The sequence below is a fragment of the Pantoea sp. X-Soil-OKNW-713 genome (assembly GCF_059730685.1).
Window position 1 is genome coordinate 839,421 of the sequence record NZ_AP035995.1, and the last position, 24,142, is coordinate 863,562.

Genomic DNA, 24,142 nt, shown 5'->3' on the forward strand with positions numbered 1-24,142 from the left:
ACGTATTAGACACAGATAAGGAATACACCCCATGTCAGAACGTTTACACAATGACGTGGATCCGATCGAAACTCGTGACTGGCTACAGGCGATCGAATCGGTCATCCGTGAAGAAGGTGTTGAGCGCGCGCAGTATCTGATTGACCAGGTATTAAGTGCTGCACGCAAGGGCGGCGTAAAAGTTGCTGCAGGTTCTTCTGCCGTGAGCAACTACATCAACTCTATTGCCGTTGAAGATGAACCGGACTATCCGGGCAACACCTCGCTTGAACGTCGTATCCGTTCCGCAATCCGCTGGAACGCCATCATGTCGGTGCTGCGTGCGTCGAAGAAAGATCTGGAGCTGGGTGGTCACCTCTCATCCTTCCAGTCTTCCGCGACTATCTATGAAGTGTGCTTTAACCACTTCTTCCGTGCGCGTAGCGAGAAAGATGGCGGCGATCTGGTTTACTTCCAGGGCCATATCTCTCCGGGTATCTACTCTCGTGCGTTCCTTGAAGGCCGTCTGACCGAAGAGCAGATGAACAACTTCCGTCAGGAAGTGCATGGCAACGGTCTTTCTTCTTATCCGCACCCGAAACTGATGCCGGAATTCTGGCAGTTCCCGACCGTATCCATGGGCCTTGGCCCACTGAATGCGATCTACCAGGCGAAATTCCTGAAATATCTGGATCATCGTGGTCTGAAAGACACCTCTGCTCAGACCGTTTACGCCTTCCTGGGTGACGGTGAGATGGATGAGCCGGAATCTAAAGGTGCGATCACCATTGCTGTCCGCGAAAAACTGGACAACCTGGTGTTCATCATCAACTGTAACCTGCAACGTCTGGATGGCCCGGTCACCGGTAACGGTAAGATCATCAACGAGCTGGAAGGCATCTTTGCCGGTGCTGGCTGGAACGTGATCAAAGTGATCTGGGGCGCACGTTGGGATGAACTGCTGAAGAAAGACACCAGCGGTAAACTGATCCAGCTGATGAACGAAACCGTTGACGGTGACTATCAGACCTTCAAATCACGCGACGGTGCCTACGTGCGTGAGCACTTCTTCGGTAAATACCCGGAGACTGCTGCGCTGGTGAAAGACTGGTCAGACGAAGAGATCTTCGCCCTGAACCGTGGTGGTCACGATCCGAAGAAAATCTACGCGGCACTGAAAAAAGCGCAGGACACCAAAGGCCAGCCGACGCTGATTCTGGCACATACCATCAAAGGTTATGGTATGGGTGACACCGCCGAAGGTAAAAACATCGCTCACCAGGTGAAGAAAATGAACATGGATGGCGTTCGCTACATCCGCGATCGCTTCAATGTGCCGGTAGCTGATGAAAACATCGAAAAACTGCCGTACGTGACCTTCGAAAAAGGCTCAGAAGAGTACAACTACCTGCACGGTCAGCGTGAGAAGCTGGGCGGCTACCTGCCGACTCGCCAGCCAAACTTCACCGAGAAGCTGGAAATGCCGGCACTGGAAGAGTTCAGCGCGCTGCTGGAAGAGCAGAGCAAAGAGATCTCTACCACCATCGCTTTCGTGCGTGCGCTGAACGTGATGCTGAAGAACAAGTCGATCAAAGATCGTCTGGTGCCGATCCTCGCGGACGAAGCCCGTACCTTTGGTATGGAAGGTCTGTTCCGTCAGATTGGTATCTACAGCCCGAACGGCCAGCAGTACACCCCGCAGGACCGTGAGCAGGTTGCTTACTATAAAGAAGATGAAAAAGGCCAGATTTTGCAGGAAGGGATCAACGAGCTGGGCGCAGGTTCATCCTGGCTGGCGGCGGCGACCTCTTACAGCACCAACAATCTGCCAATGATTCCGTTCTACATCTATTACTCGATGTTCGGCTTCCAGCGTATTGGTGATCTGATGTGGCTGGCAGGCGACCAACAGGCGCGCGGCTTCCTCGTCGGCGGCACCTCCGGTCGTACCACCCTGAATGGTGAAGGCTTGCAGCATGAAGATGGTCACAGCCATATTCAGTCGCTGACTATCCCGAATTGTATCTCTTACGATCCGTCTTATGCCTACGAAGTGGCTGTCATTATGCATGATGGTCTGGTGCGTATGTACGGCGAAGCGCAGGAAAACATTTACTACTACATCACCACGCTGAACGAAAACTACCACATGCCTGCGATGCCGCAGGGTGCGGAAGAGGGTATCCGTAAGGGTATCTACAAGCTGGAAGCGGTTGAAGGTAGCAAAGGTAAAGTGCAGCTGCTTGGCTCTGGTTCTATCCTGCGTCACGTCCGTGAAGCGGCTCAGATCCTGGCGAAAGACTACGGTATCGGTTCTGACGTCTACAGCGTGACCTCGTTCACTGAACTGGCGCGTGATGGTCAGGATTGCGAGCGCTGGAACATGCTGCATCCGACTGAAACCCCGCGTGTGCCTTACATCGCTCAGGTGATGAATGACGCGCCGGCCGTTGCGTCAACTGACTACATGAAACTGTTCGCAGAACAGGTTCGTAGCTACGTACCGGCGAGCGATTACCGTGTGCTGGGTACTGATGGCTTCGGTCGTTCAGACAGCCGTGAAAACCTGCGTCACCACTTCGAAGTGGATGCATCGTATGTCGTGGTTGCAGCACTGGGTGAACTGGCTAAACGCGGCGAAATCGATAAGAAAGTGGTGGCGGAAGCGATCACCAAATTCAACATCGATGCCGATAAAGTTAACCCGCGTCTGGCTTAAGAGGTAAGAGAGTAATGGCTATCGAAATTAAAGTGCCGGATATCGGGGCAGATGAAGTTGAAGTCACCGAGATCCTGGTCAAGGTAGGTGACAAGGTTGAAGCCGAACAGTCACTGATCACCGTGGAAGGCGACAAAGCCTCGATGGAAGTGCCATCACCGCAGGCTGGCGTAGTCAAAGAGATCAAAATTGCCACCGGCGACAAAGTCGAAACCGGCAAACTGATCATGATCTTTGACGCAGAAGGCGCAGCGGCTGCTGCACCGGCGGCAGAAGAGAAGAAAGCAGAAGCCGCGCCGGCACCTGCGGCTGCCGCTGCTGTCAGCAAAGACGTCAACGTGCCGGATATCGGTGGTGATGAAGTCGAAGTCACCGAGATTCTGGTTAAAGTGGGCGACACCGTTGCGGCTGAGCAGTCCCTGATCACCGTTGAGGGCGACAAAGCCTCAATGGAAGTCCCGGCACCGTTCGCGGGCGTAGTGAAAGAGATCAAAATTGCTACCGGCGATAAAGTGAACACCGGTTCACTTATCATGGTATTCGAAGCGCAAGGCGCTGCTGCTCCGGCAGCCCCTGCGGCGGCACAACCTGCTGCGGCACCGGCACCGGCCGCTGCTGCTGGCGCGAAAGATGTCAACGTACCGGATATCGGTGGTGATGAAGTTGAAGTCACTGAAGTGCTGGTCAAAGTGGGCGACAAAGTTACCGCTGAGCAGTCACTGATTGTGGTTGAAGGCGATAAAGCCTCAATGGAAGTCCCGGCGCCGTTCGCGGGCACCGTGAAAGAGCTGAAAGTTTCCACCGGTGACAAAGTGAAAACCGGTTCGCTGATCATGGTGTTTGAAGTCGAAGGCGCTGCGCCTGCTGCTGCTGCACCGGCGAAACAGGAAGCTGCTCCGGCACCTGCGGCTCAGGCCGCTCCGGCACCCGCTGCCGCCAAAGCGGATGCGAAGAGTGATTTTGCTGAGAACGACGCTTACGTGCATGCTACCCCGGTGATTCGTCGCCTGGCGCGCGAGTTCGGTGTCAACCTGGCGAAAGTCAAAGGTACTGGCCGTAAAGGTCGCATCCTGAAAGAAGACGTTCAGGCGTATGTGAAAGACGCGGTGAAACGCGCTGAAGCAGCTCCGGCTGCGGCGGCAAGTGGCGGCGGTCTGCCTGGCATGTTGCCGTGGCCGAAAGTGGACTTCAGCAAGTTTGGTGAAATCGAAGAAGTCGAGCTGGGTCGTATCCAGAAAATCTCCGGTGCTAACCTGAGCCGTAACTGGGTCATGATCCCGCATGTGACTCACTTCGACAAAACCGATATCACCGATCTGGAAGCGTTCCGTAAGCAGCAGAACAGCGAAGCAGAGAAACGTAAGCTGGATGTGAAATTCACCCCGGTGGTGTTTATCATGAAAGCCGTTGCCGCTGCGCTGGAGCAGATGCCGCGTTTCAACAGCTCACTGTCCGAAGATGGTCAGAAACTGACGCTGAAGAAATACATCAACATCGGTGTGGCCGTGGATACGCCAAACGGTCTGGTGGTTCCGGTGTTCAAAGATGTGAACAAAAAAGGCATCACCGAGCTGTCCCGTGAACTGATGGCGATCTCGAAAAAAGCGCGTGACGGTAAGCTGACTGCGGGCGATATGCAGGGTGGATGTTTCACCATCTCCAGCCTGGGTGGCCTGGGCACCACGCACTTTGCGCCAATCGTGAACGCGCCGGAAGTGGCTATCCTCGGTGTCTCCAAATCGGCGATGGAGCCGGTATGGAATGGTAAAGAGTTTGCTCCGCGTCTGATGATGCCAATCTCTCTTTCCTTCGACCACCGCGTGATTGACGGTGCTGATGGTGCGCGCTTTATCACCATCATCAACAACATGTTGTCAGACATTCGCCGTCTGGTGATGTGAAGTTAATCAAGGCCGGCGAATGCCGGCCTTGTTGTACGCATTCAGAGTCACCGCGGTTGGCAGTTTATTAACAATTCTGTAAACTCTTGCGGTGAAATGTGCCGGTGGAATAAGGGCATCCAGAGCCTGGGACAGGTTCGCGTCTGACCGCCGGAAATCTAATAAGAGGTCATGATGAGTACAGAGATTAAAACTCAAGTCGTGGTACTTGGGGCAGGTCCTGCAGGTTACTCTGCAGCCTTCCGTTGCGCTGATTTAGGTCTGGAAACCGTACTGGTAGAGCGCTACAGCACCCTCGGTGGTGTCTGTCTGAACGTTGGCTGTATCCCGTCAAAAGCGCTGCTGCACGTAGCGAAAGTCATTGAAGAAGCGAAAGCACTGGAAGAACACGGCATCGTGTTTGGCCAGCCTTCAACTGACATCAACAAAATTCGTACCTGGAAAGAGAAAGTCATCACACAACTGACCGGTGGCCTGGCGGGTATGGCCAAAGGCCGTAAAGTCAAAGTGGTGAACGGTCTGGGTAAATTCACCGGTGCTAACACCCTGGTGGTTGAAGGTGAAGGTGGGGCGACCACCATTAACTTCGACAACGCTATCATCGCTGCCGGTTCTCGTCCGATTGAACTGCCGTTCATTCCGCACGAAGATCCGCGCGTGTGGGATTCAACAGATGCGCTGGAACTGAAAGAAGTACCGAAGCGTCTGCTGGTTATGGGTGGCGGTATCATCGGTCTGGAGATGGGTACCGTTTACCATGCGCTGGGTTCAGAGATCGACGTGGTTGAGATGTTTGACCAGGTTATCCCGGCGGCCGATAAAGACGTGGTGAAAGTGTTCACCAAACGCATCAGCAAGAAATTCAACCTGATGCTGGAAACTAAAGTCACCGCCGTTGTCGCGAAAGAAGATGGCATTTACGTTTCCATGGAAGGCAAAAAAGCACCGTCTGAAGCACAGCGTTACGATGCCGTGCTGGTGGCGATTGGCCGTGTGCCGAATGGTAAAGGTCTGGATGCCGGTAAAGCGGGCGTAGAAGTGGACGATCGTGGTTTTATCCGCGTCGACAAACAAATGCGCACCAACGTGCCACACATCTATGCGATCGGTGACATCGTTGGTCAGCCGATGCTGGCGCACAAAGGCGTGCACGAAGGCCACGTTGCGGCTGAAGTTATCGCCGGTATGAAGCATTACTTCGACCCGAAAGTGATTCCGTCAATTGCTTACACCGAGCCAGAAGTGGCATGGGTAGGTCTGACCGAGAAAGAAGCGAAAGAGAAAGGCATCAGCTACGAAGTTTCCACCTTCCCGTGGGCTGCTTCAGGCCGTGCTATCGCCTCTGACTGTGCTGACGGTATGACCAAACTGATTTTCGACAAAGAAACGCACCGTGTGATTGGTGGCGCCATTGTCGGCACCAACGGCGGCGAGCTGCTGGGTGAAATCGGTCTGGCGATTGAGATGGGTTGTGATGCCGAAGATATCGCGCTGACCATCCATGCGCACCCGACGCTGCACGAGTCTGTGGGCCTGGCTGCGGAAGTGTTCGAAGGTAGCATCACCGACCTGCCGAACGCGAAAGCGAAAAAGAAATAAGCGCTGAAAAATAAAAAAGCGGCTCCCTGAGTGAGCCGTTTTTTTTTGGCATATTTCGTAACGGCGCGACTTTTTTGATAATCCGTTACCGATTTTCCTTCAGCCAGTCAATGAAATAACGCAATGGCGTAGACAGATATTTACGACTTGGATAATAAAGCCAGAACCCTTCTTCTACTTGAGTAAAGTCAGATAAAATTTCCACCAGATCACCACGCTGGATCGCCTCCATCACCGTCCCCTGATGTAGAAAGGCAATACCTGCTCCCGCCAGTGCCGCTTGCAAAATACGTTCATTATTGTCGAGTACCAACGAGCCATTTACCGCCACTTCCTGTTTTTGCCCATCCTGCCAGAACTCCCAACGATAGCGACGCCCGCTGGGAAAACGGCGTTCTATACAGGGAAAATTGAGCAGTTCAGCCGGTGAGTTTGGTACACCATAGCGTGCAATAAATTCGGGAGTCGCGACGGCTAGGGCACGCATTGGGATACCAAAGGGGACCGCCACCATATCCTGCGCCAGCACCGCGCCGTAGCGCACGCCGGCATCGAAACCGGCGGCCACAATATCCAGCAGCGTATCGTTGCTGTCGATCTCCAGCGTGATGTCTGGATAGCGCTGCATAAACGGCAGGATCAGGGACTGGAAAAACAGCGCTTCTGCTGAACGTGGCATGCTGATACGCAGGCTACCGCGCGGGTCGCTGCGCCAGTCGTTTAGTTCATCAACCGCCTGCGCCAGGTCCTGCAATGCGGGTTGAATACGCTGGAGAAAACGATCTCCGGCTTCGGTCAGGGCCACTTTGCGCGTAGTGCGATTCAACAATCGTACTCCGAGGCGCTCTTCAAAATTACGCATTGCATGGCTGAGCGCCGAGGGGGTGATATTGCGTTCACTGGCGGCTTTGCGAAAGCTCAGATGCTGCGCGATAGCGGCAAACATCTCCAGTTCCTGTAGCGTGGCGCGATAAGGGTTCATTACTGAATTTTACTCACTAAATCGGCAAGAATGCCTCAATTGTTGCTGCAATTGTTGAGGGTTATAACAATAACACTGACAGCAACGAGGATGAAACAATGCAACAGCGTCAATTAGGCAATCAGGGATTACAGGTTTCAGCACTGGGATTAGGCTGCATGGGCATGTCATTTGCCTACGGCCAGAATGATGAGCAGCAAGCGCTGAACACTCTGGCGCGGGCGTTTGAACTGGGTGTCGATTTTCTCGATACCGCCGAGGTTTACGGCCCCTTCACCAACGAAAGGTTGCTGGCAAAAGCGTTAAAAGGGCGCAAAGACATTAAAATTGCCACCAAATTTGGTTTCCGTATCAACGAACAGGGGGAAGGCTGGGAGCGCGTTACTGGCGTGAACAGCGACCCGGCGCATATTCGCCGTGCGGTAGAAGGCTCGCTGCAACGTCTCGGTGTAGAGAGCATCGATCTTCTCTATCAACATCGTCTTGATCCTGCGGTACCGATTGAAGACGTGGTGGGCGTGATGGCCGATCTGGTGCGTGAAGGTAAAGTCCAATACCTTGGTTTATCGGAAGTCTCTTCAGCCACTCTGCGACGCGCCTGTGCGATACACCCCATCTCGGCGTTGCAAAGTGAATACTCCCTGTGGACGCGCGACCCGGAGCAAGAGATCCTCGCCACCTGTCGCGAACTGAATATTGGCTTCGTGCCTTACAGCCCGTTAGGACGGGGATTCCTGACCGGAAAATTCCCAGCGGGGGAAACGCTGGCAGAGGATGATTTCCGGCGTAACCTGCCACGCTTCCAGCAGGATGCTCAGGCGCATAACCAGAAGTTAGTGAATCAGCTGACAGAGATGGCTACAGGTTATGATGCCGCGCCTGCACAACTGGCGCTGGCCTGGGTGCTGGCAAAAGGGGAGTTTATTGTCCCGATTCCTGGTGCCAGCAAAATCGTGCATCTGGAACAAAACTGTGCCGCCGCCACGCTGCCATTGCGCAGCGCCGATATCAGCACCCTGGATGCGCTGTTCGATCCGCAACATATCCAGGGTGAGCGTTATAACGCCACAGAATTTGTGCTGGTTGATCGCTAAGGGGGCCTGAAAAATGCTCAACTTAACAGGCACTTGTTGCCTGTTAAGGCCCCATTCGTAGCGGCGCGATTTATCGCGCGAGTTTTCCCGGCACCGCTGCTGTTATTGCGCGATAAATCGCGCCGCTACGGAGCAATACGTTTGCCTGCTTTTTTTGTGATGTGTCCCCTGCGCAGCGAAATCTGCTGCTTAACGAAAGGATGTTGCTTTTTTGTAAACAGATTAACAATCAGCCGAAATGCTGCTATGCTGGCCGACGCGGAACCGGGCACCTCACCCTACTGTTGGACTGCGTTAAAGGGTGCACCGGAAAGCTATACAATGAGAGCGAGGAGAACGTCGTGCTAGAAGAATACCGTAAGCACGTTGCCGAGCGTGCTGCCCAGGGAATCGTACCTAAGCCGTTAGATGCTTCCCAAATGGCCGCGCTGGTTGAACTGCTGAAAAACCCGCCAGCGGGTGAAGAAGAATTCCTTACTGACCTGTTGGTCAATCGTGTCCCACCGGGTGTTGATGAAGCGGCGTATGTAAAAGCCGGTTTCCTGGCAGCTGTCGCGAAGGGCGAAGCCCACTCTCCTCTGGTTACTCCTGAAAAAGCAGTCGAACTGCTGGGCACCATGCAAGGTGGCTACAACATCCATGCGCTGATTGAATCGCTTGATGATGAAGCACTGGCACCGATTGCCGCAGAAGCCCTGTCTCACACGCTGCTGATGTTCGATAACTTCTACGATGTCGAAGAGAAAGCCAAAGCGGGTAACCCACACGCGAAAAAAATCATCCAGTCCTGGGCCGATGCAGAATGGTTCCTGAAGCGTCCTAAACTGGCAGAAAAAATCACCACCACCGTGTTCAAAGTGACCGGCGAAACCAACACCGATGACCTCTCTCCGGCACCGGATGCATGGTCTCGCCCGGATATTCCACTGCACGCACTGGCGATGCTGAAGAACGCCCGTGAAGGCATCGAACCCGATGATGCCGGTAACATTGGTCCGATCAAACAAATCGAAGCATTACAGAAAAAAGGTTTCCCGCTGACGTACGTTGGCGACGTGGTCGGAACCGGTTCTTCCCGTAAGTCAGCCACCAACTCGGTGCTGTGGTTTATGGGTGAAGACATTCCGTATGTGCCGAACAAGAAGGGTGGCGGTTTGTGCCTTGGCGGCAAAATTGCCCCGATCTTCTTCAACACTATGGAAGATGCCGGCGCGCTGCCGATCGAAGTGGACGTTGATCGTCTGAATATGGGCGATGTGATTGATGTCTACCCGTATAAAGGTGAAGTGCGTAATCACGACACCGACGAACTGCTGGCAAAATTCGAGCTGAAAACCGAAGTCCTGCTGGATGAAGTTCGCGCGGGTGGCCGTATTCCGCTGATTATCGGTCGTGGCCTGACAGCCAAAGCCCGTGAATCTCTGGGCCTGCCGCACAGCGATGTGTTCCTGCAAGCCAAAGACGTTGCTGCCAGCACCCGTGGTTTCTCACTGGCGCAGAAAATGGTTGGCCGTGCCTGTGGTGTTGAAGGTATCCGTCCTGGCGCGTACTGCGAGCCGAAGATGACTTCAGTAGGTTCTCAGGACACCACCGGTCCGATGACCCGTGATGAGCTGAAGGATCTGGCGTGTCTCGGCTTCTCTGCTGACCTGGTGATGCAATCCTTCTGTCATACTGCCGCTTACCCGAAACCGGTAGACGTGACCACGCACCATACTCTGCCAGACTTCATTATGAACCGTGGCGGTGTGTCGCTGCGTCCAGGTGACGGCGTAATTCACAGCTGGCTGAACCGTATGCTGCTGCCGGATACCGTTGGCACCGGTGGTGACTCCCATACCCGTTTCCCGATTGGTATTTCGTTCCCGGCGGGTTCTGGTCTGGTCGCGTTTGCTGCGGCAACAGGTGTAATGCCGCTGGATATGCCGGAATCGGTACTGGTGCGTTTCAAAGGCGAAATGCAGCCGGGTATCACCCTGCGCGATTTAGTACACGCGATTCCGCTGTACGCCATCAAACAGGGCCTGCTGACCGTTGAGAAGAAAGGTAAGAAAAACATCTTCTCTGGCCGCGTGCTGGAAATCGAAGGTCTGCCAAAACTGAAAGTGGAGCAGGCGTTTGAACTGACCGATGCCTCTGCTGAGCGTTCTGCTGCCGGTTGTACCATCAAGCTGGATAAAGAGCCGATTATCGAGTATCTCAACTCCAACATCGTGCTGCTGAAGTGGATGATCTCCGAAGGTTACGGCGACCGTCGTACGCTGGAGCGCCGCGTTGAAGGTATGGAGAAATGGCTGGCTGATCCGCAACTGCTGGAAGGCGATGCGGATGCAGAATACGCTGCGGTGATCGACATCGATCTGGCGGAAATCAAAGAGCCGATTCTGTGCGCGCCAAACGATCCGGATGATGCGCGTCTGCTGTCTGATGTACAGGGTGAGAAGATCGATGAAGTATTTATCGGTTCTTGCATGACCAACATCGGCCACTTCCGTGCGGCGGGTAAACTGCTGGACAGCCACAAAGGTCAGCTGCCGACCCGTCTGTGGGTGGCTCCGCCAACCAAGATGGATGCGGCACAGCTCACCGAAGAAGGCTACTACAGCGTATTCGGCAAGAGCGGTGCGCGTATTGAGATCCCGGGTTGCTCGTTGTGCATGGGTAACCAGGCGCGTGTAGCTGACGGTGCGACGGTGGTTTCCACCTCGACCCGTAACTTCCCGAACCGTCTCGGTACTGGCGCGAACGTTTATCTGGCCTCTGCGGAGTTGGCGGCTGTCGCCTCATTGCTGGGTAAACTGCCTACGCCGGATGAGTATCAGCAGTTTATGACTCAGGTTGATAAGACCGCGGCGGATACCTACCGCTACCTCAACTTTGATCAGCTGCATCAGTACACCGATAAAGCCGACAACGTGATCTTCCAGACCGCGTTGTAATTGGGTCAAGGTGTTATCAGGGGGCGATGAGAATCGCCCCTTTTTTTGTGTGCTTTTTTCCTCTGACGCGGCCTGGCATAATGCGAGCACGATCCCACTTTATTCAGCGTGTTGCGCACAAAATGCTCTCAGGGAGTGCCTCGTGGCGCGCTATCAGTAAGAGGTAAAACTCATGGAATATGAATTTTTGCGCGATCTGACCGGTAAGGTCAAAGTGCGTATGTCGATGGACCACGAAGCGGTGGGGCACTGGTTCAACGAAGAGGTGGATGAGAATCTGGCCCTGCTGGATGAAGTCGAAGCTGCCGTGCAGCAGGTGAAAGGCACCCATCATCAGTGGCAACGTGTCGGGCATGAATATACGCTGTGGCTGGATGAAGAAGAGGTGATGATTCGCGCCAACCAGCTGGCACTCGAGGATGACGGGCTGGAAGAAGGCATGACCTATTACGATGAAGAGAGCCTGGCGTTTTGCGGTGTTGAGGATTTTCTGGCGGTGATTACCGCGTATCGGCAGTTTTTAGCGGGAAAATAATGACCTGTAGCGGCGCGATTTATCGCGCTCTTTTGATCTCGGGGTTACAAAATGCGCGATAAATCGCGCCGCTACAGAGATGGATTATACGGTAGCAACCGGCGTAGCAGGCGATCCCACTGCGCCAGGTAGCCGCAGCGGCGGGGCCGTCAGCAGAAATGCGTGCCGCTGGTGGTGCGCCAGCCAGTTTGCTAACGGACTCAGCAACCACAACTCACCGAGATACACCCCGAGGCGGAACAGGCAGAGATCATGCAACGGATGCGACGGATAAAAATCATCGTTCAACGGTCGTGCCGGTAGCATCTCCACCGCCGGATTGTCGGCAATCAGCGCCACAACACCGCTTTCTACAATCCACTGCCGCAATTGCGCATCGCTGCCGTCCAGCCCGGCAAAGTGGCTGTTAAGGAAAGTCATATCTGGCTCGCCTTGCATCGACAGAATGGCCTCATCCATGCCGGTACGGAAACACACCAGATCGCCAGGGCGCACTTCAATACCGTCAGCCTGCAAAATCTGTTGCAGATGGGTATAGCCAAAGGCAAAACGCTCGGTGCCAAAGTGGCGCTTGATATCGATCATCACCGCACGTCCCTGAATACCGTGCTGCGCCATATTTTCGATGCCCAGCGCTTTGGCTCCCAGATGGCTACCGTGGTGGCAGCCACACCCGGCGCGGTAGTCGGTTTCGCCGACGATATCGACATTCGCTTTATAGCCGTTGTAGAACACCATCTCCGGCTCGCCGTTCGCGTTCACGTCAAACCATTGTCCCATATGTGCGAGGCTGTCCCACTGGGTGGAATATTGCAGCGCCAGCGTCACGGTGTCGTCGCAAATCACATCACTCAACTGTGGATTATCACGCGACAGCGGATAGGTCATATTGGCGTGTTCACCACGCCTTGTGGCGTTGAGCTGCGGCGGTGGACGACGTGGGTTCATCGCCGTGCCGCCCGGTAAATCGAGCGGCAAACTCAGGCAAAAGGTTTCTCCGGTCTGCACTTCCGCCACACCTTCCCGCACTTTTTGTGGCGTGAGTAGATTGAGGCGACCTAACTGGTCATCGGGGCCAAAATCACCCCAGGTGGAGTGGGGCGGGCGTTGTTTCCAACGGCTATTCATACTTCTCTCCTCAATGCGCCATTCGGCGCAGCGTTGTCGGCCACGCCCATCGGCTGCACGCGCGGCAGCCAGAAGGCATACACCAGCGCGCCGACCACACCGATGACGCCAGCGATTTCCAGCGGAATCACGAACGAATGGGTGAACTGCATGATCACACCGATCAGAATCGGTGAAATGATGCCAGCAAGGTTGGCCGCCATATTCTGGATACCCCCAATGGTGGCGACATTGGCGCGGTTGGGTGCCACGTCTGACGGCAGCGCCCACAAAGCCGCCGAAGCAAAGGTTGCGGCAAAGTTAGCAAAGCACAGCGCAGACAGCGCCAGACCTACCGTCGGGGAAAAGGCCGCCAGGCCGATAGTGGCGCTGCCAAGCATCCCACCGACCAGCGGGATTTTGCGCGCCACGCTGAGTGAATAACCTCGGCGTACCAACGAATCCGACAGCAAACCGCCACACCAGCCACCGACAATCGCGGCGATACCCGGCAGCATCCCCAGCAGGCCGAACTTCATCAGCGAAAGATGGAAGGTTTCCACCAGATAGGTTGGGAACCAGGTGAAGAAGAAATAGGAAACGAAGTTGATGCAGAAGAAACCCGCCATCATCGCCTGCACGGTGCGCTGTGCCAGCAACTGACGTACGCTCATCGGTTCGCCGTTTTGCGGGTCCTGATTGGCCTCAATAAACGCCACTTCCTCTGCGGAGACGGCCTTGTGTTCCCGCGGATCGCGATACCACAGATACCATGCCAGCGCCCAGACCACCGCCACCAGACCGGAGATGACAAAGGTCATACGCCAGCCAACCAGCGCAATCAAAAACGAGATGATCGGAATCGCCAGGGTGCCGCCAATTTTGCTGCCGTTGTTAAAGGTGGCGGCGGCGAAACTGCGTTCCTGGCGCGGGAACCAGCGTGTCACCGTCGAGGAACTGGCGGGATAGCTGGGGGCTTCGACCGCGCCGAGGACAAAACGGAAACCCACCAGCGCCGCGATGCTGCTGGCCAGGCCGCAGGCCGCCGTTGCCAGTCCCCAGCCGAGGCTACTGAGGGCAAAAGTGATGCGTGGGCCGAGTTTATCCACCAGCCAACCGCCTGGTAACTGGAACAGCACATAACTCCAGAAAAAGGCGGAGAGTAGCAACCCGCTGTCGGTGGGCGAGAAGTGTAACTCCTGGCTCATAAACGGGATGGCGACGCTCATTGCGGCGCGGTCGATGTAGTTGATGGCGATGCCGACAGACAGCACCGTCAGAATGATGAAACGAAATTTCCCTTTTCTTGCCGAAACAGCAGCAGATGCTCCATTGGAATTCAGCGACATCATCGCCTCCAATTGTTTTTTATAGTGAGTTGTAGGGAACGCCGCATCAGGACGATGCGGCGAGTCAGGGCGCTTACGCGCCGCTGGTCAGGGTTTGTGAATGATGAACCTGTTCTTCATCCACGATAGGTTCAACTTTGCCCATCAGGAACAGGTAGTTAAGGATGCCAATCACCACCAGCACGGCGGAGAACACCAGTGCCCAGGTGAAATGGCCGGTGGCACCCACGATAGCGCCGGTAATGATCGGGCCAACCGCGCCGCCCATATTGGACACGGTGTTCTGCAATCCGGCGACAATCGACACGCTGTTTTTCGGTGCCACGTCACCCGGCAACGCCCACACCTGGGAAGCTGCTACGGTGGTACCCGATTTGGCGATGCACAGCAGCAGCACCGTCATAAATACCGAGTCAGTGAAGGGCGCAAAACCGATACACAGCGCCATCACCAGGCCGATGGTCAGGAACAATTTGCGCGTCGCGGTCAGCGACAGGACTTTGTTGTGCACCATCCGGTCGGATGCCCAACCAGCCAGCACTTCAATCACCATGCCGCAAATCAACGGCAGTGCTGCCACCATCCCCATTTTCAGGAAGTCCATGCCTTTATCTTTCACCAGGTAGGTCGGCAGCCAGGTGATAAAGAAATAGGAGGTGTAGTTGATGGTGAAGAAGCCAATGCACATTGCCCAGATATTGCGATAGCGCAGCAGCTTGTACCACTTCATCGGCAGCACGCTTTTATCACCGTGCTTGTTAGCCTGGCCATCACGGATCAGGTGCACTTCATCGCGGCTGATCGACTTATGGTCTTCCGGGTTCTCGGCATAGATAAAGTACCAGGCAATTACCCAGAACAGACCGACCGCACCGATAGCGAGGAAGGTGATGCGCCAGTCAAACATGGCGATCATCCATACAATCAGCGGCATGGCGATGGCGCCACCAAATTTGGAGGCGCTGTCAAACAAACCAGAGACGGTGGCGCGTTCGCGGTCCGGGAACCAGCGGGCTGCGATCCCGGCGTTGCTCGGGTAGGCCGCCGCTTCACCGACACCCAGGGCCAGACGCAGCGCCAGCAGCGATTTAAAGCCCGTTGCCAGGCCCATTGCCATAGTGGCGATTGACCACCAGCCAACGGCAATTCCCAGCCCTTTTTTCTGGCCGAAACGGTCAGCAAACCAGCCTGCCGGAATTTGCAGCAGTGCGTACGACCAGAAAAACGCGGCCATGATTACGCCCATCATCTCTGGATTGATTTCCAGTTCTTTGATCAGATGCGGGGCAGCAGCAGAGAGTACAGTACGGTCAATATAGTTAATGGCGACAGCCAGCCACATCAGGCCAGCGATCCACCAGCGAATACGGGTCGAGCGTGAGGGTGTATTCATAATAATCACTCGATTCAGGGGGGCGGCCCTCAGGCCAGCCCGTTCATCACGTTAACCGGGCGTTCGCCCTGTTTAATGCACTGCACAATTTGCGTCACGCAACGTTCGCCGATGGCGCTGATCGCCCCGTCGGTATAGCCCGCAATATGTGAGGTCGGAATAAAGTTGCTCAGGGTGAACAGCGGATGTTCGGCCAGAGGTTCCTGCTCAAAGACATCCGCAGCCGCCCCGGCGATCACGTTGTCCTGCAACGCCTGGAATAGATCCTGTTCATTCACCACGCCACCGCGCGATACATTGATCAGGAATGCGCTTTTCTTCATCCGTTTGATACGTGCTGCATCAAACAGGTTGCGCGTTTCATTGGTCAGCGGGGTATGCAGGGTGATGAAGTCACTCGCTTCGGTCAGTTGATCCATGCTGACGAATTCGATGCCATGTTCCGCAGCGAATTTCTCATCCGGGTAGAAATCGAAGGCGACCACGCGCATGTTGAAGCCTTTGGCGCGCAGTGCGACCTGCTTACCAATGTTGCCCAGCCCAACGATGCCCAGCGTTTTGCCGTAAACGTCGGTGGCAAAAATACGCGGCCAGTTGCCGGCACGGGTTTCCACCGCCGCCTGGGTGACCTGACGGGCGCTGTTGAGGATCAAAGCAAAAGCGAAGTCAGCCACGGCATGCTTGTTGGCATCCGGCACGTTGGTCACGTAAATACCGCGTGCGCGGGTGGCTTCCAGATTGATGTTATCGACGCCTACGCCGTGCTTACAGACAATCTTCAGCTGTGGCGCTTTGCTCAATAGTTCTTCATTGACGTCGGTAAAGGCGACAATCATCGCCACGGTGTCGGGCAGATGCGGCTCCAGCGCGCTGAGCGGGGCATCGGCGGGCAGGGTGATCAGTTCAAAACCCTGCTGTTGCAACGTGGTGATTGGCGTTGCGTCATATTTAGCGAATGATGGTGAGGTACAGATGACTTTCATAACGCTTCCCGGTGTAAAAAGTGGAACAGGCAAGGGCAGCACACGCTGCCCTGACGGCCATTACTGCAAATACTGGTTCACGATCTGACGGATCTTCTGCTCTTCTTCGGCAGTGAAACGCACCGCATAGCGGCTGTCACCGACGTTATAACCGAGCAGAGAAACCGCCTTTTTCACCGCGGCCGGTGAGAAACCGACGCTGTATAGGTCGGTGCGTAAGCCGGTGACGTTTTCCTGTGCCAGGCGCGAACCTTCGATATCGCCGGCGTGGAAGCGTGCCCAGATGGCGTTGATCTCTTTCGGTGCCACGTTGGCAAGGCCGGAGATGCAGGCTGAGCAGCCATCAACAAAGCCCTGATGAATCAACGAGTCCGGGCCATTCAGCACGTCAAAATTATCGATACCTTTGGCGGCTTGCAGGAAACCGCTCAGGCTTTCGTAGCTGCCCGCGCTGTCCTTGATACCGATGATGTTGGGATGTGACGCCAGCGTGCGCACGGTTTCCGGTTGCAAGGTATTGCCGGTACGCGCCGGGATGTTGTAGAGGAACAGCGGCACGTTCAGCGCATCCGCCACCGTCTGGTAGTGGTAAATCAACTCATCCTGCTTCAACGGCACGAAGTACGGGGTGATCACCGATACCGCATCAACACCCAGTTTCTCAATCTGCTTACCGAGACGGATGGTTTCACGGGTGGAGATCTCGCCAATATGTGCCACTACAGGCGCGCTGCCGTTCACTTCATCCACGCAGGTTTCAGTGACCGCCAGTTTCTCCTGCTCATTCAGCACGAAGAATTCACCGTTGGTGCCGCCGCAGAAAATACCGTTACCGGCGCTCAGTTGACGCTTCACCTGCTCACGTTGTGTGGCAGGGTTAAAGGCACCGTCGCGGTCGAAGGTGGTGACAATGGCGGTCAGTACGCCCTGAATTTTGTTGCTCATGATTTCCTCGATAGTCCTTAGTGATTCAATGCCGGAAACAGCGTCAGGTAGACGTTTCGCACGTCATCGGCGCTCACTTTCATCGGTACATTCTTCATCAGGCGTTGCACGTCGAGCGCGGCTTCCACCAGATAGGGCAGGTGATCCGGGCCGATACCCAGCTCTTCCAGGCTGGCTGGCAGTTTCAGGCGCTGTACCAGCGTGGCGAAGTACTCAACCAGCGCGTGCGATTTCGCTTCTTCATCCAGAGTCTGGTCGGCGTCAGGCAGCAGGTCATAAGCCTGAGCAAATTTACTCACTGCTGCCGGGCGGACGAAACGCATACAGGGTGCCAACAGGATGGCGTTCGCCACGCCGTGCGGAATGTGATATTTGCCGCCCAGCGGATAAGACATCGCGTGCACCAGATGCGTACCGGCGTGGGCAATCGATGCGCCGCCGTAATATGACGCCCACAGCATATTCAGACGCGCTTCAAGATTACCCGGCTCGGCAACGGCGGTTTCCAGGCTGGCAAACAGCTTTTTCATGCCAATCATCGCGTAGTTATCACTCACCGGGTTGGCGACCGTGGCGGTGAAGCACTCAATCAGGTGGCACAGCGCATCAATGCCGGTAGAAGAGGCGATGTGTGGTGGCATGCTGGTGGTCAGCTCCGGCACCAGCGCGACATAGTCCGGCAGCATCACCGGAGTAATAATGCCAACTTTGGTTTCTTTCTCCGGGATCGCCAGGATGGCGTTCGGCGTGGCTTCTGAACCGGTGCCTGCGGTGGTCGGGATCAGCAGCGAAGTGGTGCGGGTCAGCGGTTTTTCCCCGGCCAGCAGGGCCTCAAGGGTAGGCGCGCCTTTCACGCACAGAATAGAGAGCAGTTTGGCAACGTCCAGTACGCTACCGCCGCCTACGCCAATCACCAGATCGACATCGGTCGTCGGCAGGGCAGCAACAATCGCCGCCACATCATGCTGGCTGGGTTCTGGCGGCACGCTGTTGACCACACTGAGGCTGGCAATGTGCTGCTTCAGTTGGGCAATCAACGTCTGGACTGCCGGGATGCCCTCTATATTCTTATCAGTGACCAGCAGCGCTTTCTGCCGACCTTTCAGCAGGTAGCTGAGGTCATTGAGTGCCTGATAGCCGCTAATCACGGTGCTGTTGATATTCATTTCGTACCCTTTTCCCGATGTTATCGCGCTGATTGATTGGTTTTGCTCATCAGTCTGCGATATCTGTCACTAACTGTGCCTGAATTTATAGGGCATATTGATTTCAATTAATTTGATCTTGCTCACATATAATCAATCGTGATTGAATATAATCAATCTCAACACGGCAAGCTGCCCGTTACAGGAGAGAGGATGCGTTCACAACCTTGGAAAACGCCGGTTCTGGTGATTGCCGATGATTTTACCGGCGCTAACGATGCCGGAAGCGGTCTGGCCCGGGCAGGGGCGCGCGTGCATGTGCTGTTTAATAGCGATACGCCGCATGATGCCAATGCCGCCGATGTACTGGTGATTAGCACCGACAGCCGGGCAGTCAGTGCCACCGAGGCCGCGCAACGCACTGAACGCGCGGTACAGCAGCATCAGGCGATTGCGCAGGATGGCTGGTTGTTTAAGAAGATGGATTCCACGTTACGTGGCAACCCCGGTGCGGAAATCGCCGCAGCGATGGCGGCCAGTGGCAAAGCGCTGGCGCTGGTCGTGCCTGCGGTACCAAAGCTGGGGCGCACCACGCGAGGGGGCGAGGTGTGGATCAATCAGCAGCGCCTGACTGACACCGAATTTGCCAGCGACCCGAAAACGCCCGTTACCAGCAGCAATGTGCTGACGCGCTTGCAGATGCAGAGCGATTTGCCAGGTGAAGTGATCAACATCGACACGCTACGCAGCGGCAAGCTGGCGCAGGTGCTGGCAGGGAAGCAGGGGCTGGTGGTGATTGATATTGAGCAGGACGCCGATTTACGCGTTTTGATGCAGGCGGCAGCCGCGCTGTCAACGCGTCCACTGTTGGCCGGGGCATCTGGTCTGGGTGACGCGCTGGGTGAGTATCTGGCAGGCCGGGAGGCGCGGCCGGTGCTGGCGGTGGTGGGCTCGATGAGCGCCATTGCCCAACAGCAGATTGATCGTCTCAATAGCCAGCGGGCGATTCGCATTATCGATATTGATATCCGTCAGTTGTTTGCCCAGCCAGCATGGCCGCAGGCCAGCAACTGGCAGCAGGCGATGGAGCAGGCATTGCGCATGGGTGAACACTGCGTGGTGCGCACCACTCAACATGCCGCACAGCGTCATGAGATTGACAGGCTGTGCCAGCAGCAACAGGTTTCCCGCCAGCAACTGGGCGAGCGTATCTGCCAGTTTTTGGCCCAACTGACCGAAGCGGTGTGCCGCAACGTCCAGCCTGCCGGGCTGTATCTCTCCGGTGGGGATGTGGCGATTGCTGTGGCACAGGCGCTGGGGGCCAGCGGTTTTCAAATTCAGGGTCTGGTGGCGGGCTGTGTGCCGCACGGGGTTCTGCTTAATAGTGATTTACACCTGCCGGTGATGACCAAAGCGGGTGGCTTTGGCGACGAAAACACCCTGGTAGAAGCCATTCGTTTTATTGAGGAGATGTCGAGTGAATAAAATTATTGCGGTGACCATGGGCGATCCGGCGGGCATCAGCCCGGAGATCATCATTAAAGCGCTGGCGGAAGGCGAGCTGGCCGGTGTGCCGGCGGTGGTGGTGGGCTGTGCCGCAACGCTGCGTCGGGTGATGGGATTGAACATTACGCCGCAGGCTGAGCTGCGCGTGCTGGACCAGGTAAAAGACGCGCATTTTGCGCCGGGTATCATCAACGTGATTGACGAGCCGCTGGCGAACCCGGAAGCGCTGCAACCCGGTGTGGTGCAGAAAGAAGCGGGCGATCTGGCATGGCGCTGCGTGAAACGTGCCACCGAACTGGCTCTGGCTGGGGAAGTGCAGGCGATTGCGACTGCGCCGCTGAACAAAGAAGCCCTGCATTCGGCGGGTCATATCTATCCCGGCCACACCGAACTGCTGGCGCAACTGACCAACACCAAAGATTACGCGATGGTGCTGTACACCGATCATCTGAAGGTGATTCACGTCACGACGCATATCGCGCTGCGTAAATTCCTCGACACCCTCAATCGTCCGCGTATTGAGACGGTGATCGGCATGGCAGATACTTTCCTGCGCCGCGTCGGATTCGACAAACCGCGTATTGCGGTTGCCGGGGTTAACCCGCATGCCGGTGAGAACGGTTTGTTTGGTGATGAAGAGATCACCACCGTGGCACCGGCCATTAAAGCGATGAAGGAAAAAGGCATCGATGTTTATGGCCCGTGCCCGCCGGATACGGTATTCCTGCAATGCCAGCAAGGCCAGTATGATATGGTGGTGGCGATGTACCACGATCAGGGGCATATCCCGCTGAAATTGCTTGGTTTTTATGATGGCGTCAATATTACAGCCGGTTTGCCGTTTATCCGTACTTCTGCGGACCACGGCACCGCCTTTGATATCGCCTGGACAGGTAAGGCGAACTCTGCGAGCATGGCGATCTCCATCAAACTCGCGATGCAACTTGCATAGGGAAATATGAAGGGACAAAGTCGCCTCGACCAGATTATGGACTATCTGAAAAGCCATAATCTGGTTACTGTTGAACAGCTGGTGAGCGCTATTTCTGCCTCACCGGCCACTATTCGCCGCGATCTGATCAAGCTGGATAAAGAAGGCGTGATTAGCCGTAGTCACGGCGGCGTTACCCTTAATCGCTTTATCCCCGCCCAGCCAACCACTCTGGAAAAGATGCAGCGTAACCTGGCGGAAAAACAGGCGATCGCTCATTTTGCAGCCGGTTTTGTACAGTCCGGAGATGCGGTGGTACTGGATGCTGGCACCACCATGCTGGAGCTGGCGCGTCAATTGACCCATTTACCGCTGCGGGTGATCACTGCCGACCTGCACATCGCGCTGTTTTTGTCTGAATTTAAACAGATTGAAGTCACCATCATTGGCGGGCGGATCGATGATTCCAGCCAGTCATGCATCGGTGAACATGGTCGCCGCCTGCTGCGTAGCATCAACCCGGATGTGGCCTTTGTCAGCTGTAACTCGTGGAGTATCGAACGCGGCATTACCACGCCAACCGAAGAGAAGGCCGGGCTGAAGATGGATTTGCTGGCGAATGCGCGTCGCCGGATTCTGCTGGCCGACAGCAGCAAATACGGTTCATGGTCACTGTTCTGTGCTGCGCCGATTGAGAGTCTGACCGATATCGTGACCGATGCGCGCCTGGATGACGAAGTGTGTCGCAATCTACGGGAACGTGGAATTGCGCTGCAACTGACGGAATAAGGGCGAAAACCCCGTAGCGGCGCGATAAATCGCGCCGCTACGCGATCAATTACGATTTAACACCCACCGACGGAATATTGCGGCCATAGTAGATCTCCCGCATCTCTTTCCACAGCAAGCCGGTAATGCGCTGGTGTTCTTCCGGGCTAAGATCTTCCGGTTTGGTGTTGAACAGGTAATGCTTCAGATCGAACTCTTTCAGCAACATTTTGGTGTGAAAGATATTTTCCTGATAAACGTTCACATCCAGCATGTCATACATCGACTTCATATCATCCGACATAAAGTTCTGAATCGAGTTAATTGCATGGTCGATAAAGTGCTTCACGCCATTCACATCACGGGTAAAACCGCGCACGCGATAGTCAATGGTGACGATGTCAGATTCCAACTGGTGAATCAGGTAATTCAACGCTTTCAACGGTGAAATCACGCCGCAGGTTGAGACTTCAATATCGGCGCGGAAGGTGCATAATCCGCCTTCCGGGTGGCTCTCCGGATAGGTATGCACGCAAATATGGCTTTTATCGAGGTGCGCGACGACGGAGTTGGGCAGCGGGCCGGGATGTTCTGAGTTATCGATGTCTTTCGGATCGATCGGCTCCTCGCTGACCAGAATGGTCACGCTTGCTCCCTGTGGTTCATAGTCCTGGCGTGCGATGTTGAGCACGTTGGCACCGATGATCGAGCAGGTCTCCGTCAGAATTTCCGTCAGACGGTTGGCGTTGTATTGCTCATCAATATAGGCGATGTAACCATCACGCTCGGCTTCAGTATTTGCATAGCAAATATCGTAAATACAAAAACTCAGGCTCTTTGTCAGGTTATTGAAGCCATGTAGTTTTAGCTTTTGCAATTTCGTTCACCCCCTTATAAATATCCGGTCAGCGCACGTCTGACAGGGCATTCAGCAGATATTGCGGCAGGGCAAAGCTGCCAGTGTGGATTGCCGGATTGTAGTAACGGCAGTGCAGGCCAGCGGCCGCAAAACGCGACTGCAAGGTGGCGCTATCAAGTTGACGTAGCGCCGGATTGTCGCTAGCCCAGGCAAAGGTCATGATGCCACCGTAATAGGTCGGAATCGCTGCCTGGTAAAAGCTGACATCGGAAAAGTAGTGGCTGAGTTTGCGATGGCTGTTAATCGCCTCGTCTTGCTGTAAAAAGCAGACGCCGTTCTGTGCGACAAAAATACCGCCCGGGTTGAGGGCGTTTTTGCAGCCGGCATAGAATTCTGAGGTGAACAGGCTCTCTCCCGGACCGATCGGGTCGGTGCAGTCAGAGATGATCACATCGAATTTCTCCGGCGTCTGGTTGACGAAATTGACGCCATCATCAATCACCAGCTGCAAACGCGCATCGTCATAGGCACCCGCGCTGTGGTTGGGCAGATACTGTTTGCAGAAGTTCACCACCCCGGCATCGATCTCCACCATAGTGATCTGTTCAATACTGGCATGGCGTGATACTTCGCGCAGCATGGCACCGTCGCCACCGCCGATAATCAGCACACGCTTTGCCGCCCCGTGCGCCAGAATCGGCACATGGGTCATCATTTCATGATAGATAAATTCATCGCGCTCGGTGGTTTGTACCACGCCATCCAGCGCCATAACGCGACCGAAAGCCGCATTTTCAAAGATGACTAAATCCTGGTGCGCAGTTTTCTCGCGGTAAAGTTCCTTATCCACCGTGAAATACTGTCCGAAACCGGCATGAAGGGTTTCATACCACATTTCATTTTGGGCCATGATTGAGGCTCTCCTGTGATGACATCGCCATGAAAATGGGCGGCAAATCATAGCGAATTATGACCGTGGTTGCACGGTCAAATGTTCAGCAGCAGAGCGGGGCGGCGGGTTATTTCACGTAGGCGAGCAGGCTTAGCGAGTCGCGTGCCAGTGACTTACATTTTTTGTCATTGGTGATGGCGATGCCGCTCAAATCTTTGTAGCTGTCTTCGCCGAGCGCTTTCATGTTGAAGGTACTGTAGTTGCTCAGATCCCAGCGGTTTTGCTGGGCGAAGAACACCAGTGCTTTGCGAATCTGCGCATCGGGTAAGTCCTGATAGCCGCAATCATTCTTCAGATAAACAAATACTGCGGTGAGATCAGCCAGATCTTCCGCTTCGGATTCGCTCAGGGCAAAGCTGGTGGAGGAGAAGCCAAGGAGTCCCGCCAGCAGCAGGATCTTGATGCTTTTCGTCATAATCATTCTCAACAAGGGACAATAAACTGACGTTAGCACAG

General features: G+C 55.1%; 19 protein-coding genes. 9 read left to right on the top strand and 10 right to left on the bottom strand.

Going from position 1 to position 24,142, the window contains the following annotated elements; translation table 11 throughout:
• The first annotated feature begins 31 nt into the window (after positions 1-31).
• The 3 genes from aceE to lpdA all read left to right on the top strand — a co-directional run bounded on the left by aceE (position 32) and on the right by lpdA (position 6,198).
• Entirely contained in the window at positions 32-2,698 is a 2,667-nt protein-coding gene (gene aceE / locus AC6I8R_RS03745) for a pyruvate dehydrogenase (acetyl-transferring), homodimeric type (protein ID WP_208724796.1), read from the top strand.
• A gap of 14 nt (positions 2,699-2,712) precedes the next feature.
• Complete coding sequence (gene aceF / locus AC6I8R_RS03750; protein WP_497831925.1) at positions 2,713-4,599, top strand: pyruvate dehydrogenase complex dihydrolipoyllysine-residue acetyltransferase; 1,887 nt, start codon at positions 2,713-2,715, stop codon at positions 4,597-4,599.
• A 174-nt stretch (positions 4,600-4,773) separates the two neighbouring features.
• Positions 4,774-6,198, top strand: coding sequence for a dihydrolipoyl dehydrogenase (gene lpdA / locus AC6I8R_RS03755; protein ID WP_036626678.1), 1,425 nt, complete (start codon positions 4,774-4,776; stop codon positions 6,196-6,198).
• An 85-nt stretch (positions 6,199-6,283) separates the two neighbouring features.
• Here lpdA and AC6I8R_RS03760 read toward each other — a convergent pair whose 3' ends face one another.
• The gene (locus AC6I8R_RS03760) at positions 6,284-7,180 is read right to left on the bottom strand and encodes a LysR family transcriptional regulator (protein ID WP_415173448.1); all 897 of its coding nucleotides are present in this window, start codon (positions 7,178-7,180) and stop codon (positions 6,284-6,286) included.
• 98 nt (positions 7,181-7,278) lie between these two features.
• Between AC6I8R_RS03760 and AC6I8R_RS03765 the strand changes: the two genes are divergently transcribed.
• From AC6I8R_RS03765 to yacL, 3 genes are all read left to right on the top strand, one after another.
• Positions 7,279-8,274 carry an aldo/keto reductase gene (locus AC6I8R_RS03765; protein ID WP_415173449.1) on the top strand — a complete coding sequence of 332 codons (996 nt, stop codon included), beginning with the start codon at positions 7,279-7,281 and terminating at the stop codon, positions 8,272-8,274.
• Between the two features lie 341 nt (positions 8,275-8,615).
• Positions 8,616-11,213 carry a bifunctional aconitate hydratase 2/2-methylisocitrate dehydratase gene (acnB, locus tag AC6I8R_RS03770; protein ID WP_021184710.1) on the top strand — a complete coding sequence of 866 codons (2,598 nt, stop codon included), beginning with the start codon at positions 8,616-8,618 and terminating at the stop codon, positions 11,211-11,213.
• A gap of 172 nt (positions 11,214-11,385) precedes the next feature.
• Positions 11,386-11,748: a protein YacL gene (gene yacL, locus AC6I8R_RS03775; RefSeq protein WP_415173450.1), complete on the top strand. Its 363-nt coding sequence runs from the start codon at positions 11,386-11,388 to the stop codon at positions 11,746-11,748.
• A gap of 84 nt (positions 11,749-11,832) precedes the next feature.
• On the opposite strand, the gene AC6I8R_RS03780 is transcribed toward yacL, so the two are convergent.
• The 6 genes from AC6I8R_RS03780 to AC6I8R_RS03805 form a co-directional block, all read right to left on the bottom strand.
• Positions 11,833-12,876: a cyclase family protein gene (locus tag AC6I8R_RS03780; protein WP_415175724.1), complete on the bottom strand. Its 1,044-nt coding sequence runs from the start codon at positions 12,874-12,876 to the stop codon at positions 11,833-11,835.
• Positions 12,873-14,204: an MFS transporter gene (locus tag AC6I8R_RS03785; RefSeq protein WP_415175725.1), complete on the bottom strand. Its 1,332-nt coding sequence runs from the start codon at positions 14,202-14,204 to the stop codon at positions 12,873-12,875. The genes AC6I8R_RS03780 and AC6I8R_RS03785 overlap by 4 nt, the downstream gene beginning before the upstream one ends.
• 73 nt (positions 14,205-14,277) lie before the next feature.
• Entirely contained in the window at positions 14,278-15,597 is a 1,320-nt protein-coding gene (locus tag AC6I8R_RS03790) for an MFS transporter (protein ID WP_021184706.1), read from the bottom strand.
• A gap of 29 nt (positions 15,598-15,626) precedes the next feature.
• The gene (locus AC6I8R_RS03795; protein ID WP_497831926.1) at positions 15,627-16,580 is read right to left on the bottom strand and encodes a phosphoglycerate dehydrogenase; all 954 of its coding nucleotides are present in this window, start codon (positions 16,578-16,580) and stop codon (positions 15,627-15,629) included.
• A gap of 60 nt (positions 16,581-16,640) precedes the next feature.
• Positions 16,641-17,525: a dihydrodipicolinate synthase family protein gene (locus tag AC6I8R_RS03800; RefSeq protein WP_415175722.1), complete on the bottom strand. Its 885-nt coding sequence runs from the start codon at positions 17,523-17,525 to the stop codon at positions 16,641-16,643.
• A gap of 17 nt (positions 17,526-17,542) precedes the next feature.
• Positions 17,543-18,691, bottom strand: a complete 1,149-nt coding sequence (locus AC6I8R_RS03805) for an iron-containing alcohol dehydrogenase (RefSeq protein ID WP_497831927.1) — start codon at positions 18,689-18,691, stop codon at positions 17,543-17,545.
• A 192-nt stretch (positions 18,692-18,883) separates the two neighbouring features.
• Between AC6I8R_RS03805 and dtnK the strand changes: the two genes are divergently transcribed.
• The 3 genes from dtnK to AC6I8R_RS03820 are packed head-to-tail and all read left to right on the top strand — an operon-like array spanning position 18,884 to position 21,896.
• Positions 18,884-20,155: a D-threonate kinase gene (gene dtnK / locus AC6I8R_RS03810; protein WP_021184702.1), complete on the top strand. Its 1,272-nt coding sequence runs from the start codon at positions 18,884-18,886 to the stop codon at positions 20,153-20,155.
• A complete protein-coding gene (locus tag AC6I8R_RS03815; protein ID WP_021184701.1) occupies positions 20,148-21,128 on the top strand; it encodes a D-threonate 4-phosphate dehydrogenase in 981 nt (326 codons plus the stop codon). Before dtnK ends, AC6I8R_RS03815 begins: the two co-directional genes overlap by 8 nt.
• A 6-nt stretch (positions 21,129-21,134) precedes the next feature.
• Complete coding sequence (locus tag AC6I8R_RS03820; RefSeq protein WP_021184700.1) at positions 21,135-21,896, top strand: DeoR/GlpR family DNA-binding transcription regulator; 762 nt, start codon at positions 21,135-21,137, stop codon at positions 21,894-21,896.
• 49 nt (positions 21,897-21,945) lie between these two features.
• Here AC6I8R_RS03820 and speD read toward each other — a convergent pair whose 3' ends face one another.
• From speD to AC6I8R_RS03835, 3 genes are all read right to left on the bottom strand, one after another.
• Positions 21,946-22,752 (bottom strand): adenosylmethionine decarboxylase, encoded by an 807-nt coding sequence (speD, locus tag AC6I8R_RS03825; protein ID WP_415175721.1) that lies wholly within the window; start codon positions 22,750-22,752, stop codon positions 21,946-21,948.
• A gap of 28 nt (positions 22,753-22,780) precedes the next feature.
• A complete protein-coding gene (gene speE / locus AC6I8R_RS03830) occupies positions 22,781-23,644 on the bottom strand; it encodes a polyamine aminopropyltransferase (RefSeq protein WP_497830092.1) in 864 nt (287 codons plus the stop codon).
• Between the two features lie 109 nt (positions 23,645-23,753).
• Positions 23,754-24,101: a YacC family pilotin-like protein gene (locus tag AC6I8R_RS03835; protein WP_013507908.1), complete on the bottom strand. Its 348-nt coding sequence runs from the start codon at positions 24,099-24,101 to the stop codon at positions 23,754-23,756.
• Positions 24,102-24,142 lie beyond the last annotated feature (41 nt).